16 protein-coding genes are annotated in these 16,909 nt (G+C 66.8%); 5 read left to right on the top strand and 11 right to left on the bottom strand.

Annotated elements, in window-relative coordinates; genetic code table 11:
- Positions 1–72: 72 nt before the first annotated feature.
- The 3 genes from AB0876_RS24755 to AB0876_RS24745 are packed head-to-tail and all read right to left on the bottom strand — an operon-like array spanning position 73 to position 3,334.
- Positions 73–1,527, bottom strand: a complete 1,455-nt coding sequence (locus tag AB0876_RS24755; protein ID WP_526043157.1) for a flavin-containing monooxygenase — start codon at positions 1,525–1,527, stop codon at positions 73–75.
- A complete protein-coding gene (locus AB0876_RS24750; RefSeq protein WP_526043156.1) occupies positions 1,524–2,453 on the bottom strand; it encodes a patatin-like phospholipase family protein in 930 nt (309 codons plus the stop codon). The genes AB0876_RS24755 and AB0876_RS24750 overlap by 4 nt, the downstream gene beginning before the upstream one ends.
- Complete coding sequence (locus AB0876_RS24745; protein ID WP_526043155.1) at positions 2,450–3,334, bottom strand: SDR family NAD(P)-dependent oxidoreductase; 885 nt, start codon at positions 3,332–3,334, stop codon at positions 2,450–2,452. The genes AB0876_RS24750 and AB0876_RS24745 overlap by 4 nt, the downstream gene beginning before the upstream one ends.
- A 106-nt stretch (positions 3,335–3,440) precedes the next feature.
- On the opposite strand from AB0876_RS24745, the gene AB0876_RS24740 reads away from it, so the two are divergent.
- Both AB0876_RS24740 and AB0876_RS24735 read left to right on the top strand, forming a co-directional pair.
- The gene (locus AB0876_RS24740) at positions 3,441–4,076 is read left to right on the top strand and encodes a TetR/AcrR family transcriptional regulator (RefSeq protein WP_055115214.1); all 636 of its coding nucleotides are present in this window, start codon (positions 3,441–3,443) and stop codon (positions 4,074–4,076) included.
- Between the two features lie 15 nt (positions 4,077–4,091).
- Complete coding sequence (locus AB0876_RS24735; RefSeq protein WP_526043154.1) at positions 4,092–5,126, top strand: alpha/beta hydrolase; 1,035 nt, start codon at positions 4,092–4,094, stop codon at positions 5,124–5,126.
- Here AB0876_RS24735 and AB0876_RS24730 read toward each other — a convergent pair.
- Together AB0876_RS24730 and AB0876_RS24725 are read right to left on the bottom strand one after the other, a co-directional pair.
- Positions 5,051–5,950: a diacylglycerol kinase gene (locus AB0876_RS24730; protein WP_526043153.1), complete on the bottom strand. Its 900-nt coding sequence runs from the start codon at positions 5,948–5,950 to the stop codon at positions 5,051–5,053. The two genes, AB0876_RS24735 and AB0876_RS24730, sit on opposite strands and share 76 nt — an antisense overlap.
- Positions 5,947–7,527: an FAD-binding oxidoreductase gene (locus tag AB0876_RS24725; protein ID WP_526043283.1), complete on the bottom strand. Its 1,581-nt coding sequence runs from the start codon at positions 7,525–7,527 to the stop codon at positions 5,947–5,949. Before AB0876_RS24725 ends, AB0876_RS24730 begins: the two co-directional genes overlap by 4 nt.
- Before the next feature lie 50 nt (positions 7,528–7,577).
- On the opposite strand from AB0876_RS24725, the gene AB0876_RS24720 reads away from it, so the two are divergent.
- On the top strand, positions 7,578–8,165 hold the full coding sequence (locus tag AB0876_RS24720; RefSeq protein ID WP_491840516.1) for a TetR/AcrR family transcriptional regulator: 588 nt from the start codon (positions 7,578–7,580) through the stop codon (positions 8,163–8,165).
- The gene (locus AB0876_RS24715) at positions 8,162–9,709 is read left to right on the top strand and encodes a glycerol-3-phosphate dehydrogenase/oxidase (protein ID WP_526043152.1); all 1,548 of its coding nucleotides are present in this window, start codon (positions 8,162–8,164) and stop codon (positions 9,707–9,709) included. Before AB0876_RS24720 ends, AB0876_RS24715 begins: the two co-directional genes overlap by 4 nt.
- 20 nt (positions 9,710–9,729) lie before the next feature.
- Here the strand turns inward: AB0876_RS24715 and AB0876_RS24710 are convergent, their stop codons facing one another.
- Complete coding sequence (locus tag AB0876_RS24710) at positions 9,730–10,608, bottom strand: LysR family transcriptional regulator (protein WP_526043151.1); 879 nt, start codon at positions 10,606–10,608, stop codon at positions 9,730–9,732.
- A gap of 85 nt (positions 10,609–10,693) precedes the next feature.
- On the opposite strand from AB0876_RS24710, the gene AB0876_RS24705 reads away from it, so the two are divergent.
- Entirely contained in the window at positions 10,694–11,443 is a 750-nt protein-coding gene (locus AB0876_RS24705; RefSeq protein WP_491840519.1) for an SDR family oxidoreductase, read from the top strand.
- Positions 11,444–11,519: 76 nt separating this feature from the next.
- Here the strand turns inward: AB0876_RS24705 and AB0876_RS24700 are convergent, their stop codons facing one another.
- From AB0876_RS24700 to AB0876_RS24680, 5 genes are all read right to left on the bottom strand, one after another.
- Positions 11,520–12,944: an acyl-CoA carboxylase subunit beta gene (locus AB0876_RS24700; protein WP_491840520.1), complete on the bottom strand. Its 1,425-nt coding sequence runs from the start codon at positions 12,942–12,944 to the stop codon at positions 11,520–11,522.
- Positions 12,945–12,976: 32 nt separating this feature from the next.
- Positions 12,977–14,230: a 3-oxoacyl-ACP synthase KasB gene (gene kasB / locus AB0876_RS24695; protein ID WP_491840521.1), complete on the bottom strand. Its 1,254-nt coding sequence runs from the start codon at positions 14,228–14,230 to the stop codon at positions 12,977–12,979.
- A gap of 75 nt (positions 14,231–14,305) precedes the next feature.
- The gene (gene kasA / locus AB0876_RS24690) at positions 14,306–15,556 is read right to left on the bottom strand and encodes a 3-oxoacyl-ACP synthase KasA (protein ID WP_491840522.1); all 1,251 of its coding nucleotides are present in this window, start codon (positions 15,554–15,556) and stop codon (positions 14,306–14,308) included.
- Positions 15,553–15,849, bottom strand: coding sequence for a meromycolate extension acyl carrier protein AcpM (gene acpM, locus AB0876_RS24685; protein WP_003884427.1), 297 nt, complete (start codon positions 15,847–15,849; stop codon positions 15,553–15,555). Before acpM ends, kasA begins: the two co-directional genes overlap by 4 nt.
- An 88-nt stretch (positions 15,850–15,937) precedes the next feature.
- Complete coding sequence (locus tag AB0876_RS24680) at positions 15,938–16,858, bottom strand: ACP S-malonyltransferase (RefSeq protein ID WP_526043282.1); 921 nt, start codon at positions 16,856–16,858, stop codon at positions 15,938–15,940.
- Positions 16,859–16,909: the final 51 nt, after the last annotated feature.

The following is a 16,909-nucleotide window of genomic DNA, read 5'->3' as shown; positions in this document are numbered from 1 at the left end:
CGTGTGCCGTTCACGGTGTCGGGCAAACACGCCGAATCGCCGGGGGTGGGTGGGTACCGCGAAGGCTCGCCGTCACCTGATCCGGTAGTGGGCGGGGTCCGGTGCGGACAGCATGCGCGTGAGGGTAGCCCGGTCGAACGGCCACAGGTCGATGGTTCCGGCGTCGGTGAAGTACCACGAGTTGCACCCGGTGTTCCAGACCGTCGGACCGAGCGCGTCGGCGACTGCGGCGTTGAACTCGTCGGTGGCCTCTTCGGTGACCTCGACCTCGCAGAGTTCGCCGTTCTCAAACCGCTTGAGCCAGGCCACGATGTAGCCGGCGGTGCGCTCGGCCGAGTACTGCAGCGGGATCGATCCCGTCGGTGAGTTCGGGCCGAGCACGGTGAACAGGTTCGGAAACCCGGGGATTGCTGTCATCCGGTAGGCCCGTGGCCCCTTGACCCACGCCTCATCGAGGGTGATCCCGTCGCGGCCCACGACGGTCATCGGCCGCATGTAATTGTGTGCCTGGAAACCTGTGGCCAGCACCGCGACATCCACGTCGTGGTGCGTGCCGTCCGCGGTGCGGATACCTGTCGGGGTGAATTCCTGGATGGGATCGTCGACCAGCGTGGCATTGGGGCGCTTGATGGCGCGGTAGTACGTGCCCGAGACCACTTGCCGCTTACACAGCGGTTCATAATCCGGAGTGAGTTTCGCCCGCAGCGTCCGGTCACGGACCTGGGCGGCCAGGCTCCACCGGGCATAGGACTGCACCAGTTTGCGTCGCCACGAGGGCGTGGTGACGACATCGGCGAGGATGTTCGAGCCCCACTGCAGACGTCGGAAGAGAAAGCCATGCCATCCCGGCCGCCGGTGCAGGACCTTGGCGAGCACCGACGACTGCCGCAGCGACATCGGTGCCCACAGGATCCACTGCGGGGATCTGGCGAAGTGCAGCAGCGTGCGGGCCTTGGGTTGCAGGGCCGAAACCACCTGCACGCCGGTCGATCCCGTGCCGATCACGGCGATTCGCCGACCGTCGGTCTCCACCCCCGGATCCCACCGCGCGGTGTGCACGATCTGCCCGCCGAAGGTGTCCATGCCGGGAATGTCGGGTATCGACGGATGGTGCAGCACCCCGGTGGCACAGATGACGAAATCGGCCGTCAGAGTGTCACCGTCGGCCGTCGTGAGTGTCCATGACGTGGCGGTGCTGTCGTAACGCGCCTCGGTCACTTCGGTGTCGCACCGCAGATGGGCGTCGAGTCCGAACCGTGCCATGACATCGCGGTGATAGCGCTGGATGTCCTCACCGGTGGCCCAGATGTGGCTCCAGTCCGGTTTCGGTGCGAACGAGAACTGGTAGATCTGCGACGGCACGTCACAGGTGAGTCCCGGGTAGCGGTTCCAGTGCCAGACGCCTCCGACGTCCGAACCTTTCTCCAGGATGGTGAAGTTCGTGAATCCGGCTTGCTGAAGCGTGTAGGCGGTGGCGATTCCGGCCATCCCCGCGCCGATGATGACGCTGCGGACTTCGCGGCTCATCGAGCTTCCTCGCTGACGGCGAGTGCCCGCCGGACCGTGGTAGGTGCGGTCAGCATCGATGCCTCGAACGCCGACTGCCGCCGGTTACGGCGCATGAAGTGGGAACCCAGGCCTGCGAGATCTGCCGCGTCGGGACGGATGAGGACGACCTGCGTGCCACGCGCACGCACCGCCGCCACTTCGCGGTTCAGACCCACCGACATCGGCCGGCGCAGCAGACCGTGCTCCAGCCTGCCGCCGAGTCCCGGTGCGCGCGTTCCCGGTTCGGAGGCCATGGGGGTGATCACGTAGATCGTTTCGGCTTCCTCGGGTCCGATCAGATCGACCGATGCCGTCGAGGCGGCGCCACCGTCGACGAAGTTCCTGCCGCCGATCGTGACCGGTGGCATCCAGCCGGGGACCGCCCAGGATGCGCGTAGGGCTTCACCTGCGGTGGCCTGCGGCGCACCTGGCGCGCCGAAGGCGACACCTTCGCCACGCTGGTAGTCGAACGCGACCATCCGGGCACCGGGGTGTCTCATCCAACCTGTGCCATCGGAGAATCCGTCGGCAAGGCGCTGCAGCCAGTCGGTGTTGCCTCGACCGACGGGGGCGATGCCGGTGGCGGCGGCGAGACCCTTTTGGCCGACGAGCAGCCGGGGGTTGAGCAGGCGGGGCGCAGGAATCGGCGGCACGCTGGGCGGCGTGTCCGCGATGTGGCGGCGCAGGCGCTCGTCGGTAGAGGTGCCGCGCTGCATCGAGATCAGATCGTCCACCGTGGCACCGCCGCCGAGAATCGTGACGAGCTCGGCTCCCGCCGAGGTGCCCTGCAGCACAGCGGCGTCGCGCGGATCCCATCCGGTTTCTTCGGCCAGGGCATGCAGCGCCGCGACTGTCCACGCTCCTCCGATGGTCCCACCGCAGCCGATCACCAGTGCCTTGGTCATGGCGCCACCTCGGAATCGGACTGTGCACCATGGGCTTTCGACTGGCGGTCGAGACGCTGCAGGTAGCTGGATCGGCCCTGCGCATCGAGGGCGGTCAGGGCGCGGCGGTCGTCGATCCTGGCACGCACCGCGCTCTGGAGTGCCTCGGGCACCAACGCGTCCACCAGGGCCCACCCGGGAGCGACCCAACCCGGCACCGAGGTGCGGGCGGCGTGAGTGCGGACAGTTTTGAGGATCGCGCGTGCGACATCATCGGGATCCACTGTGGGAAGGCCGTTTCCGAGCTGCACGCCAGAGGTGAGTTCGGTTCGAACCGCTGACGGCAGCACTGCCGACACGGTGATCCCGGTGCCCGCGTACTCGCGACGTGCGGCCAATGACGCGCCGAGTGCGGCGAACTTGCTGGCGTTGTAGGTCACCATGCCGGGGATCGGGATCATGCCCGCCATCGACGCGACATTGACGACGTGCCCGCGCCCGCGGGCCACCATCGACGGGACCACGGCGCGCATGCCGTTGAGGACGCCACGAACGTTGACGTCGAGGATCAGGTCAGTGGTGGCCTCCGGTTCGGCGTCGAATGCACCGAGGGGCATGACCCCGGCGTTGTTGACCAGGATGTCGACGCGGCCCGATTCCCGGACGACGTCGGAGACGAAGCGATCCCACGACGACCGCTGCGTGACGTCGAGGTAGGCCGCCCGGCAGCGGGGGATACCGGCCGCGGTCGTCGCAGCCACATCGGCATCGACATCACCGATCGATACCGTGGCGCCACGGGCGGAGAACAGCTCCGCCGTCTTGGCGCCGATGCCCCGCGCCCCGCCGGTCACGATCACCACCGCGCCGTCCACCGACGCCTTCCGCTGTGAAAACCGCACGTCATGCCTCCCCTGAAGTCGCTTCACGACCGTTCGGATACTGACGGTATCTGAATACTTTGAGTTAAATCAATACCCAAAGTCTGCTGCGCTCTATCATCAGCGCATGCCGCGGCTGACCAGGGCTCAACGCCAGGAACAGACGCGGGCCGAGCTGTTGCAGGCCGCCAAAAAGCGCTTCCTGAGCCACGGGTATGCCGCCACGAGCCTCGAAGACATCGCCGACGACGCGGGCTTCTCCAAGGGAGCCGTGTACTCCAACTTCGGCAGCAAACCCAACCTCTGCCGCGATGTCCTCGAGTTGATCCACCGCGAGAAGTTCGCCGAGATGGCCGAACTCGCGATATCCGATGCCGAGTTGGACACCCGCGTGGAGGCGTTGAGCGCCTGGCTGGAGCGCACCGCAGGCGACGTCGGCTGGACCATGCTCGAACTCGAATTCGCGGTCCTGTCGCGGAACAACCCCGAGCTGGCCCAGATGATCACGGCGTTGCGCAACGAGGCCGCGCAGATGGTCATCGACGTGGTCAGGTCGATGTCTGCCGAGCTCGGCCTCACCGAAACGCAATTGGTGAACAGCGACGTGGCAGCGAGCCTCGAGGATCTCGGCAGTCTGCTGCTCAGTGCCGGGATCGGCCTCGGCATCCAGCGGGCCATCGATCCCTCGGTGCCGGCGCGGCCGTTCACCGACGCATTCGGGCACCTGGTGAAACTGCTTGCCGCCCTGGGATCGCCGAAGTAACCCGAAGGAGTTTGGATGGTATTACCGGCCGCCGCACTGTCGACCCGACGCCCGAGTCGCAGATCCCGGGCGTGCTACGGCATCGCCCGCCGAACCCTCCTCGTCCAGGTACGTAGATCCGTCGCCTATCAAGGGAGTCGATCCGCCGAGGATCGCCTTACGGCAATCGGTCGTCGCATCAATGCACTCGCGCGGCTCCAGCGACTGCGTCCGAAGCGGGGGCTGCGGGTCAGCCGGATCACGCTGGGGCGCGTCACCGTCGAGACCATCCGCACCGCCGAAGCTGCACACCGGCCCCTGTCCGACGGTGCCATCCTCTATCTGCACGGCGGGGGGTTCTTTCTCGGCGGCTTCGACACCCACCAGCACGTCGTGGTCGCACTTGCCCGGCGAACCCAACTTCCCGTGGTGCACGTCGAGTATCGGCAGCACCCCGATGTGACCGTCGACGAATCCGTCGCGGACTGCCTGCGCGTCTACCGCTGGATGTTGGACCAGGGCGCAGAGCCGGCCAACACCGTGGTGGCAGGTGACTCGGCAGGTGGATTCCTGGCCTTCGCAACCGTTCTCGCCGCCCAGGCGCAGGATGTCGGTACGCCCGCCGGCGTCATCGGTGTCAGCCCGCTGCTCGAACTCGACGGAGAACGCCGCTCAGGCCATCCCAACTTCGCCGAGGACAGGATGGGAATCGGACTTGCCCTGCCGATGATCGTCGAATGCGTCGGCCCCAAGGACTCGGACGGTCATGCCCTGTCACCGGTCAACGGAGTGCTCACCGATTTTCCGCCGAGCCTGATCATCGCGGCGGAATCGGAGGCACTGCGTTGCGATGCCGAACGCATGCATGAGGTGCTGACCGACGCGGGCCGGTCGAGCACGCTCAAGGTCTGGCCCGGTCAGCTCCACGCTTTCCCGGCGTTCCTGCCGTTTCTGCCGGAGAGCCGGGAGGCCCGCGACTGCATGGTCGAGTTCATTCAGGACTGCTTGGGCACCAGTAAGCGCAGTGCAGCCGGCACCGCGGACACCGTGACCGGCAACGGAGCCGCGTAATCCCCGTCGGCGTAGGCGTTGATCCCTGGGCATTCCACGTGGATTGTCTTGGCCCGCTTGGTGGTCACCTCGTCGAGCTCGACATGGGTGCCCTTGAAAACCGTGGGGAACAGGCGGATCAATCTGGTGCGGGATGCCGACGTGATCATCGTGACGTCGAGCAGTCCGTCCGAATGGTCCGCACCCGGGCAGATCAACATGCCACCGCCGTAACTGCGGGTGTTACCGAACGCCGCCAGGGTGAGGTCGGTGCGGATCTCCGGGTCGTCGCCAAACGTGAGCCGGAACGGCAGCAATCGTAGCTTCGAGATCTCCGCGACCATCGCCACGTTGTAGCGCATCCGGCCGTGCGGCCACCGCATCCGGTTGGTCCGGTCGCTGACCAGCGAATCGAATCCGGCGGCCATCACGGTGCCGAACCACTTGACCGCGCCGGCGGCATCCTCGATGTGACCGAGGTCGACCGTCTCGGTGTAGCCGTCGGCGATGACGTCGGCCGCGGCCTCGGGATCGCCTGTCGGCAAACGGTATTCGCGCGCGTGGTCATTGCCCGTCCCGGCCGGGACGATGCCCAGCGGGACATCGCCGGTGGCCAGCGCCTGCAGGGCCAGCGAGATCACCCCGTCGCCGCCGACCACCACGAGGGCGTCGGTGCCACGGTCGAGGGCCTCGTCGACCAGGCGGCGGGCGTGCGCGGCGTCGGTCCCGACGATGGCGCACACGTCGATGCCGCGCCGCTGGAGCTGCGCGCCCGCCCGCTCGGCCGCATGCGGCGCATTGCCATGTCCCGATAGGGGATTGGTCAGGACCGTGACCCGATTCACGGAATCAGCTTGCCCGGGTTGAGGATTCCTGCCGGATCCAGTGTGGCCTTGACGGCGCGCAACACCTGGGCGCCGAGGTCTCCGATCTCGTCCCGCATCCACGGGCGGTGGTCCGCACCGACGGCATGGTGGTGGGTGATGGTGCCGCCGTTGCGCACCATCGCTTCGGAGGCCGCGGTCTTCGCGGCCTGCCACTGCTCGATCGGGTTGCCGCGCTGGGCGGCGACGACCGTGAAGTAGAGCGAGGCGCCCGTGGGGTACACATGCGAAATGTGGCACATCACCAGGGCCGGCGTGCCGGATTCGGCGAGCGCGGTGGTCAGGGCCTCGGTGACCGCGGCCTTCAGCGTGCCCAGGTTGGACCAGGTGGTGGCGGTCTCCAGTGTTTCGCACAATGCGCCGGCGGCCAGCAGTGAATCACGCAGATACGGTGCGTTGAACCGGCCGTGCTCCCAGCCTCGCGCCGGGGCCTCGCCCAGCGACGTGCCGCCCTGGGCTTCGAGGACTGCGCGGGTCTCCTCGTGGCGGCTCTCGGTGTGCGCCGCGGTGCCCTCGAACAGCGTGATGGCCAAGCAGCCCCCGGTGATGCTCTGCTCGCCGATGCTGTCGGTGGTGGCCAGGTTCACCCCGGTCTCGGCCTCATCGGACAGCCGGATCACCGTCGGCCCGGTGCCGGTCTGGATGACCGCCCGCAGCGCCTCGGCGCCGGTCGCGAAATCCGGGAAGGACCACGCCTCGTAGCGGGTGGTCTCGGGCACCGGGTGCACGCGAACCCGGACCCGGGTGATGACACCGAACACCCCTTCCGAACCGAGGAGTAGCTGGCGCAGATCCGGTCCGGCCGCCGAGGCCGGGGCGCGACCGAGCTCGAGCGTCCCCGCCGGGGTCACGGCGCGCAGTCCACGGACCATGTCGTCGAAGCGTCCGTAGCCGGCCGAATCCTGCCCCGAGGACCGGGTGGCGGCGAACCCGCCGATGGTGGCGAACTGAAAGCTCTGCGGAAAGTGGCCCAGTGAGAAGCCATGTGCGCCCAGCAGTGCCTCGGCCTGTGGCCCGGTGACGCCCGCGCCCAGCTCGGCCTCGCCGCTCACCTCGTCGAGGCTGTGCAGCGCGTCGAACCGGCGCAGATCGAGCGCCACGACCGCGGCGAAGTCGCTGCGCAACGGATCGAGGCCGCCCACCACGCTGGTCCCCCCGCCGAACGGGACGACCGCGATGCGGTGTTCGGAACAGTAGGTCAGGATTGCGGCGACCTCGTCGTCAGTACCGGGCAGCAGGACCGCATCGGGTGCATCCTGAACGGCGGAACCATTGCGGCGCAACAGGTCCAACGTCGACTTGCCGCCGGCGTGCAGTAGCCGTGACATGGTGTCGGTGCCGCAGTGGGGTGCACCGACGATGGCGGCGAGGGCCTCGCGATCGGCGTCGGTCAGGGCCGACGGCTGCAACTGCACCTGCTCGGGTGTCGGCTCTGCCGCCGGAGCTGCGTCGACGCCCAGCGCCTGTTGCAGCAGGGAGCGGATTCCGTCGGACAGCGGCTTGGCCGCGTCCGGATCGCCCCAGGCATTCCACTTCATCGGAGGCAGAAACTGTTCGGCCGGCTGAGTCATGCGTTACAGTATTACACATGATGTCAATCAGTAACGAGAGATCGCTGAGCGACCAGATCTTGGATGCCGCCGCGAGCTGCGTGCTGGCCTTCGGCGTGGACCGGGTGACCCTGGCCGAGATCGCCCGCCGGGCCGGGGTCAGCCGCCCGACCGTGTACCGGCGTTTCCCCGATACCCAGTCGATCCTGGCTGCGCTGCTCACTGCGCGGGTTGTCGGTGTCCTCGATGCAACCGAAGTGAGCGGTCCGGACCGGGCGGCGCTGGTCGACCGCATCGTCACGGTGGCCGCGCGGCTGCGTCACGACGAGGTGATCATGGCGGTCCTGCACTCGGCGCCGGAGGTGGCGATGGTCTACATCTCCGAGCGGCTGGGCACCAGTCAGCAGATCCTGATCGATGCACTGGCCGGGGAACTCAAGCTCGCCCAGGAGGTGAGCTCTGCAACCGACCGGGTCCGCGCGGGGGATCCCCGCCAGCTGGCGACCATGTGCCTGCTGATCACCCAGTCGGCAATCCAGTCCGCGCAGATGGTCGAGCCCATCCTCGACGCCGATGCCCTGGCGGTCGAGCTCACCCACGCACTGAACGGATACCTGGCATCATGACCGGCCCGACTGCGCTCAATCACACGAGGCGCACAACCGAATTGGCGGCACTCGCCGACGGCGAACAGGTCGACGTGATCGTCATCGGCGGCGGGATCACCGGTGCGGGCATCGCCCTGGACGCCGCCACACGGGGTCTGAGCGTGGCACTGGTGGAAAAGCACGATCTGGCCTTCGGGACCAGTCGGTGGAGCTCGAAACTCGTACACGGCGGACTGCGCTACCTGGCTACCGGCAACATCGGGATCGCTCGCCGCAGTGCCATCGAACGCGGAATCCTGATGACCCGCAACGCACCCCACCTCGTCAAGGCCATGCCGCAGCTGGTGCCGCTGTTGCCGTCGATGGGCCGCGGGTCACGCGCGTTGGTGCGCACCGGATTCGTGGCCGGAGATGGGCTGCGCAGGCTGGCCGGTACCAGCGCGTCGACCCTGCAACGCTCACGCCGGGTGGACGCACGCCGCACTGTCGAACTGGCCCCGACTGTGCGCACCGAGGGGCTCGACGGCGGTTTCCTGGCCTACGACGGTCAGCTCATCGACGACGCCCGTCTGGTGGCCGCCGTCGCCCGCACCGCCGCGCAGCACGGAGCCCGCATCCTGACGAGGGTGTCGGCCGGCGCTGCCGGCGCCACCTCGGTGCAGCTGACCGACGAACTGACCGGCGATTCCTTCGATGCGTCCGCGCGCGTGGTGATCAACGCCGCCGGCGTGTGGGCCGGTGATCTCGACCCGGCGCTCACGTTGCGCCCCAGTCGCGGAACACATCTGGTATTCGATGCCGCGGCCTTCGGCAATCCCACCGCGGCCCTGACCATTCCGATACCGGGGGAGTTGAACCGGTTCGTCTTCGCGATGCCCGAACAGCTCGGCCGGGTCTATCTGGGGCTCACGGACGAAGATGCACCGGGTCCCATTCCCGATGTGCCCCAACCGACTCCGGGTGAGGTCAACTTCCTGTTGGACACCGTCAACACCGCGCTGGCCACCGACCTGACCACCGAGGATGTGCGGGGCGCCTATGCCGGGCTGCGGCCGCTGATCGATACCGGGGAGGGCAATACGGCCGACGTGTCCCGCGAGCACGCGGTGGTGGAGTCGGCGAGCGGGGTGATCAGCATCATCGGTGGGAAGCTCACCGAGTATCGCTACATGGCCCAGGATGTGCTCGACCGGGCTCTGGCGCTGCGCGGGCTCACCGCCTCGGGGTGTCGTACCGCCAACCTGCCGCTCGTCGGCGCACCGGCGAATCCGGTGTCCACCTTGCGATCTGAACACGCGTTGCCGTCGTCACTGGTCGCGCGGTACGGCTCCGAGGCTCCCAACGTGATCGCGCGGGCACAGTGCGCTCGCCCCACCGAGCCGGTGGCCGAGGGAATCGACGTCATTCGCGCGGAATTCGAGTACGCCGTCACGCACGAGGGCGCCCTGTGTGCCGATGACATCCTCGACCGGCGCACGCGTATCGGGCTGGTCAGCGCAGACCGGGAGCGTGCCGCCGGCGTGGCCGCCGAGATGATCGCCGAATTCGGGGAAGTCGAGTAGCCGGCGAACACGGTCTGTGACTACGGCTGCGCCAGCAGCGTTTCGCGCACCGCTGAACTGGTGTGGCGCTGCCACATCGCCTGGGCGCCCACCAACAGCGGTGGTTCGAGTTCGATGACCATCACCCGGCCGTCCATGGCAGGGCCGGGGGGAGTGGTGACGAACGTGACCGCCCCAGTCGTGAGAGGGGCTGCGACGGTGGCCGCGCCTTGGACCCGGCTGACGACGTATTCGGGTTCGAAGCCGGCCCGCCGGCAGGCACCTATCAGAAAGTCGCTGTAATACGACGCCCCAGGGGGAGCCCACAGGGCGATGCGCTCGCCGGCCAGCTCGTCAATGCCGACGACCGGCCGGGCGGCCAGCCGATGTTCACGCGGCACCGCTAGCCGAATGCGGTCGTAACCCAGGATGGCCGTGGCCAATTCGTTGGTCGGAACAACTCCCCGGCGTAGACCGAGGTGCACGCTGCCGTCGAGCACCGCATCGGTGAGCTGATCGGGGTAGAGCTGACGAAAGGTGAAGGAGGTGTCGGGGAATGCGTAGATGGCGGGTTCGAGACGGGTATAGGCCTCGCTGCCGCTGAGTGCCGGGGTGTGGCCGACTACGAACATCTCGGCGGTTCCGTGGGCGCTGTGTTGCACCCGTGTGGCCACGGTCTGTGCCGCTGCCAGCAGTGGCCGGCCCTCGGCGAGCAGCAACTCACCGGCCCGGGTGAGCGTCAGGCGGCGGCCTTCGCGCCGGAACAGCGTGGCACTGAGGTCCTTCTCAAGTTGCTGCATGGAACTGCTGAGAGCCTGCTGGCTAATGTGCAGCGAAGTGGCCGCAGCGGTAACGCTACCGACATCGGCGATGGCGATAAACTGACGTAAACGTCGCAGATCAGGCACGTCCGGTGACACTGGTTCACCCTATACAACTTGTGCTTGTGGATGCCTCCGGCTTTTGCGTTGTTGCTCTGTGAATGACGAAACTACGCTTGTGATTGTGAGCAAACTAGAGGGTAAGTCAGCAATCGTTGCCGCCGGCGCGAAGAACCTGGGTGGTCTGATCAGCGCGACGTTGGCTTCGAGGGGTGTCAACGTCGCGGTTCACTACAACAGTGCCTCCAGCGAGGCCGACGCCGACAAGACGGTGGCGGCAGTGCAGGCCGCCGGGGTCAAGGCGGTCAAGGTGCAGGGCGATCTGACGGTGCCGGCCAATGTCGAGAAACTGTTCGACACTGCGATCGATGCCTTCGGTAGCGTCGACATCGCGATCAACACCGTCGGCAAGGTACTGCGTAAGCCGTTCGTGGAAACCACTGAGGCCGAATATGACTCGATGTTCGACATCAACGCCAAGGCGGCCTATTTCTTCCTGCAACAGGCAGGCAAGCGGCTCAACGACAACGGCTCGGTGGTCACCATCGTCACCGCATTACTGGCGGCCTACACCGACGGGTACTCGACCTACGCGGGCTCCAAGAGTCCCGTCGAACACTTCACCCGCGCCGCCTCCAAGGAATTCGGCGTCCGCGGCATCAACGTCAACAACGTCGCCCCCGGCCCGATGGACACGCCGTTCTTCTACCCGCAGGAAACCCCGGAGCGGGTCGAGTTCCACAAGTCGCAAGCGATGGGCAACCGGCTGACCGAGATCACCGACATCGCCCCGCTGGTCGTGTTCCTGGCCGACGAGGGCCACTGGATCAACGGGCAGACCATCTTCGCGAACGGTGGTTACACCACGCGCTGAAACGCCGAATGGCCAGTTATTGCACGGGCTTTCGCCTGAAATGTGCAATAACTGGCCATTCGCGCCAGCTGAAGAGTTACAGCGGGATGTTCTTGTGGCGGCCGCGCCGGTGCGGGGCCTCGGCCAGCGCCTGCGTCAACTTGCTGCGGGTGTGGGCCGGGTCGATCTTCTCGTCGACCACGCCGATCTCGATCGCCGAATCCACACCGCCGGCGATGCGCTCGTGCTCGATCGCGAGTTCCTCGTGCAGGGTGTCGCGTTCGGCAGGATCGGCGACTGCGGCCAGCTTGCGCTTGTGCAGGATGCCGACGGCCGCCTTGGCGCCCATGACCGCGACCTCGGCGTCCGGCCAGGCGAACACCTTGGTGGCGTTGAGCGACCGCGAGTTCATCGCGATGTAGGCGCCGCCGTAGATCTTGCGGGTCACCAGGGTGACGCGGGGGACCGAGGACTCACCGAAGGCGTGCAGCAGCTTGGCGCCGCGACGCACCACGCCGCCCCATTCCTGATCGACACCCGGCAGGTAGCCCGGAACGTCGACGACCACCACCAGTGGAATGCCGAAGGCGTCGCACAACCGCACGAAACGTGCTGACTTCTCGGCGCTTTCGGAGTTCAGGCAGCCACCGAGGCGAAGCGGGTTGTTGGCGATCACGCCGACCGACCGGCCGGCCAGGCGACCGAGGCCGACGACGATCGACGGGGCCCACTTACCCTGGAACTCCTCGAAAGGCACACCCTCGTCGAGGAGAGCCTCGATGATCGGGTGCACGTCGTAGGCGCGGCGAGCCGATTCGGGCATCAGCGCGGCCAGGTCGGTGTCGCCGGCCTCGGCCTTGGTGCGATCGAAATGACCCTGCTGGCTGAACAATCCGACCAGACGGCGGCCCCGCTCGTAGGCGTCGAGCTCGTCGTCGGCGACGATGTGGCACACACCGGACTTCTTGTGGTGGGCGTCGGGGCCACCGAGCGACACCATGTCGACGTCCTCACCGGTGACACTGCGCACCACGTCCGGACCGGTGACGAACACCTTGCTGTCCGGGGCCATGATGATCACGTCGGTCAGGGCGGGACCGTAAGCCGCACCGCCCGCGGCGAATCCGACGACCACCGAGATCTGCGGGATGTAACCCGACGCCCGGATCATCGCCTCGAAGACCAGGCCGACCGCGTGCAGCGCCTTGACGCCCTCGGCCAGCCGCGCACCGCCGGAGTGCCAGATCCCCACGATCGGGCTCTGCTCTTCGATGGCGTTGTCGTACGCGTTGACGATGTGGGCACAGCCCTCGATGCCCATGGCACCGCCCATCACGGTGCCATCGGTGCAGAACGCCACCGTGCGAACACCGTTGACCGTGCCGGCTGCCGCCAGCACGCCCGAGCGGTCCCGCTCGTGCAGCAGCTCGACGCTGCCGTCATCGAAGAAGGTCTGCAGGCGAAGCAGCGGGTCGCGGGGGTCGAGCGACTCGGCAGCGGTTTCGGGGGCCATGATCGTCATTTAGGTCTCCTTTAGTGGAAAGCTCTGGAAGCTCAGTACTTTCCGAAGGCGAGCGCGACGTTGTGCCCACCGAATCCGAACGAATTGTTGATGGCGTACTTGTAGTCGCCTTGCCGCGGCTCACCGGCCACCACGTCCAGATCGATCTCCGGATCGAGGTTGCGCAAGTTGAGCGTCGGAGGAATGACGCCGTCACGCAGCGCCAAAACCGTCAGGATGGACTCCACAGCACCGACCGCGCCGACCGAATGGCCGAGCGCGGACTTGGGCGCGTAGACCGCGGGTGTGTGACCGCCCATCGCGTTGTTGATTGCCTTGCCCTCGGCCACATCGCCGACGCTGGTGCCGGTGGCATGCGCGTTGATGTGATCGATGTCTGTAGGTTGCAGGCCCGCCAGTTGGACGGCGCGGGTCATGGCGTAACCGGCCTGTTCGCCGTTCGGGTCCGGCGCCACGATGTGGTAGCCGTCCGACGTCACGCTCGCCCCCATGAGGCGGCCCAGGATGTTGGCGCCGCGTGCCTTGGCGTGCTCTTCGGTCTCGATGACCATCAGCGCACCGCCCTCGCCGAAGACGAATCCGTTGCGGTCTTTGTCGAATGGCCGACAGGCACCCGCCGGATCATCGTTGCTGTTGGACAGCACGATGCGCATCTGCGCGAAGCCGGCGATCGGCACGGCTTCGATCTTCGTTTCCACGCCACCACAGATCGCGATGTCGGCCTCACCGAGCACGATCTGGCGCCAGGCGTTGGCGATGGCTTCCGAACCCGAGGCGCAGGCGGAGATCGAGGTGCACACCCCGGCCTTGGCCTTGCGATCGAGTCCGACGGCTGCCGCCGCGCCGTTGGGCATGTACATCTGCACCACCAGCGGCGACACGGCGCGCAGCCCCTTGTTGCGCATCCCGTCGTACGCGAACACGAGTTCCTCGGAGGAACCCATGCCCGTGCCGATGGACACCATGAGCCGTCGGGTATCGACCTCCGGGGAGCCTGCGTTGGCCCAGACCCGGCGGCCGATCACCGTCGACATCTTTTGCAAATATGACAGTCGGCGCAGTTCTACCCGCGACAACTCGTGATCAAAGTCCTCCAGGAGATGACCACCGATGCGAACCGGCAGGTCGTACTCCTCGACGAACGAATCGGTGAGAGTGCGGATGCCACTCTGCCCGTCGAGCAGCTTCTTCCAAGTGCTTTCAGCATCGGTTGCCAGCGCCGTTGACATGGCTACGCCGGTGACAACCACATTGGGAAAACCATTCCCCGTGGACAATCCCGCCATATTTACGGAGTTCTTCCTTCCGTGCATTCCCTCGGTTTTTTACCCTCGGGTTTACCTACTGGACGTCTGCCGCCCTCAGTACTTCCCAAAGGCCAGAGCCACATTGTGGCCACCGAATCCGAACGAGTTGTTGATGGCGTACTTGTAGTCGCCATAACGAGGCTCGCCCGCAACCACATCGAGATCGATCTCGGGATCCGGTGTCTCATAGTTCAGCGTCGGGGGGATCACCCCGTCCCGCAAGGCGAGCACCGTCAACACCGACTCGAGGGCACCGACCGCACCGATCGAGTGACCGAGAGCCGACTTCGGCGCGTACACGGCAGCGTTCTGACATCCGGCAACGCGGATGGCATTGGCTTCGGCGGTGTCACCGATCGGGGTGGCCGTGCCGTGGGCATTGATGTGATCAATGTCCTTGGCTTCCAGACCCGCGGTTTCCATCGCCCGCTTCATCGCGGCACCGGCACGCTGACCGTTGTCCGCCGGAGCGACCATGTGGAAGGCGTCCGAGGTGATGCCGGCACCCATCAGGCGGGCCAGCGGCTTGGCGCCACGAGCCAGGGCATGCTCCTCGGTCTCGATGATCATCATCGCGCCGGCCTCGCCGAACACGAAGCCATCACGATCCTTGTCGAACGGCCTGGACGCACCCGCGGGATCCTCGTTGCGGGTCGACATGGCGCGCATCATCGAGAACGCTGCGATCGGCAGGGCCTCGATTCCGCCTTCCACGCCGCCGACGACGGCGAAGTCCGCGTCACCCATCACGATCTGACGCCAGCCGTGGGCGATGGCCTCGGAGCCCGACGAGCACGCCGACACCGGGGTGATGACCCCGGCACGGGCGCCCAGCTCCAGGCCGGCGACCGCGGCCGCACCGTTGGGCATGATCATCTGAACGGCGAGCGGGCTGACCTTGCGGATCCCGCCCTCGTTCATCGCGTCGTAGGTCTCGACGATCTTCTCGCCACCGCCGAGACCGGTGCCGATCACGACCGCGAAACGATCGGGATCGACCTCGGGCGCACCCGCGTTCTTCCATAGCCGGCGGGCCAGCACCAGAGACATGCGCTGCACGTAGGAATTACGGCGCAACTCGATGCGGGTCAGGTGACTGTCGACGTCATCGACGAGGTGACCACCGATACGCACCGGAAGGTCCCACTTGGTGACGAAGTCGTCGGTCAACTCACGGATGCCGCTTTCTCCGGCCAGGAGGCCCTTCCACGTGCTCTCGATGTCAGCAGCGAGCGCCGTGGTGGCCTCCACGGCAGTCACCACGACGTTCGGGAAGCCTCCGTTAGCAGTGGAAGGTTTTGTCATTCCGAGCCAAACTTCTCGCGCAGGGCGGCGGCGGCCTCGGGGTTCTCTTCTTCGAGCTTCTGGATGTAGGAGACCACGTCACCGACGGTGCGCAGGCCGGCCAGATCCTCGTCGGGGATCTTCACGCCGTACTTGTCCTCGGTCTGCACGGCGATCTCGACCATCGACAGCGAGTCGATGTCCAGGTCGTCGACGAACGACTTCTCGGGGGTCACCTCAGACGGCTCGATGCCGGTGACCTCTTCGATGATCTCGGCGAGACCGGCGATGATTTCTTCTTGACTGGCGGCCACAATGGCTCCTTCTTGTTGTTGACAGCCCTCCGGGTGCGGAGGACATACGGGACGTTCGGTTGGTGCTGCTATTCAGTTGTCGCTGGACTTACAGCTCGTCCAGCCCATCCAGGTCTGCTGGGGCTTTAATAGCCCTGGCCGGTGTGCCCTTCAGTTCGCGCTTCGCGATGCCGACCAGGGTGCCCGCCGGCGGGAACTCGACGATCCCGGCGCGCTCGGCGCCCTGGAAGCGATCCCGCAGGGTGGCGGTACACAGATCCCAGCGCACCGGCTTGGTCAGCTGGGACACCAGCTTCTCCATGGCATCGGCGGCCGAGGCGACGGGCTGGCCGTCTGCGTTCGACAGAAGTGTCGCGGTGGGCTCCGAGGTTGTTACAGATCCCGCGGCGGCGGCGTAGCCGTCGAGGGCCGAGGCCATGTACCGGGTGTGGAATGCACCTGCGGTGGCCAGCTGACGGACGCGGGCCTTGGCCGGCGGATCCTCGGCGAGCTTCTCCAGCGCCGCGATCGCGCCGGCAGCCACGATCTGGCCGGCCGCGTTGCGGTTGGCGGGTACCAAGTCCAGCGACTCCAGCCGCGCCAGGACTTCGGCCTCGTCGCCACCGAGAACCGCCGACATGCCGGTCGGCTCGACCGCGCAGGCCTTGGCCATCTCGGCGCCACGGGTGGCGGCCAGCTTGACCGCATCATCGGCGGAGATGACGCCGGCGATCGCGTAGGCCGCGATCTCACCGACGGAATGGCCCGCGACGATGGTTTCAGCGGTCTGGGGGAGGCCCCGCTTGGTCAGTTCCTCATACGCCAGCAAGGTGGCGGCCACGACCAGCGGCTGGGTCACCGCAGTGTCGGTGATCTCCTCGGCGGTGGCGGTGGTTCCGAGGCGCGCCAGGTCCAGGCCGCTGATCTGCGACCACGTGGCGAGGCGATCGGCCGCACCGGGCAGCTCCAGCCAAGCGGAGAGCATGCCGGGCGTCTGCGATCCCTGTCCGGGGGCAAGCAATGCGAGCACGGGTTGAGGCACGTCATTAAGAGAACACTGTGAAGACGGTTTTGTGGGGTG

The organism is Mycobacterium sp. NPDC049093, from assembly GCF_040704635.1.
In the GTDB taxonomy this organism is placed as follows: domain Bacteria; phylum Actinomycetota; class Actinomycetes; order Mycobacteriales; family Mycobacteriaceae; genus Mycobacterium.
This window is presented reverse-complemented; position numbering and strand designations above follow the sequence as displayed.

Bases quoted from the DNA above. Each gene is read 5' to 3' on its own strand.
- AB0876_RS24725 (WP_526043283.1), bottom strand. From the start codon at position 7,527: ATGAAGTGGAATGCCTGGGGCGATCCGGACGCGGCCAAGCCGCTGTCC.
- kasA (WP_491840522.1), bottom strand. From the start codon at position 15,556: ATGACAAAACCTTCCACTGCTAACGGAGGCTTCCCGAACGTCGTGGTG.
- AB0876_RS24755 (WP_526043157.1), bottom strand. From the start codon at position 1,527: ATGAGCCGCGAAGTCCGCAGCGTCATCATCGGCGCGGGGATGGCCGGA.
- AB0876_RS24735 (WP_526043154.1), top strand. From the start codon at position 4,092: ATGGTATTACCGGCCGCCGCACTGTCGACCCGACGCCCGAGTCGCAGA.
- AB0876_RS24750 (WP_526043156.1), bottom strand. From the start codon at position 2,453: ATGACCAAGGCACTGGTGATCGGCTGCGGTGGGACCATCGGAGGAGCG.
- AB0876_RS24700 (WP_491840520.1), bottom strand. From the start codon at position 12,944: ATGACGATCATGGCCCCCGAAACCGCTGCCGAGTCGCTCGACCCCCGC.
- AB0876_RS24720 (WP_491840516.1), top strand. From the start codon at position 7,578: ATGATGTCAATCAGTAACGAGAGATCGCTGAGCGACCAGATCTTGGAT.
- kasB (WP_491840521.1), bottom strand. From the start codon at position 14,230: ATGGCGGGATTGTCCACGGGGAATGGTTTTCCCAATGTGGTTGTCACC.
- AB0876_RS24715 (WP_526043152.1), top strand. From the start codon at position 8,162: ATGACCGGCCCGACTGCGCTCAATCACACGAGGCGCACAACCGAATTG.
- AB0876_RS24740 (WP_055115214.1), top strand. From the start codon at position 3,441: ATGCCGCGGCTGACCAGGGCTCAACGCCAGGAACAGACGCGGGCCGAG.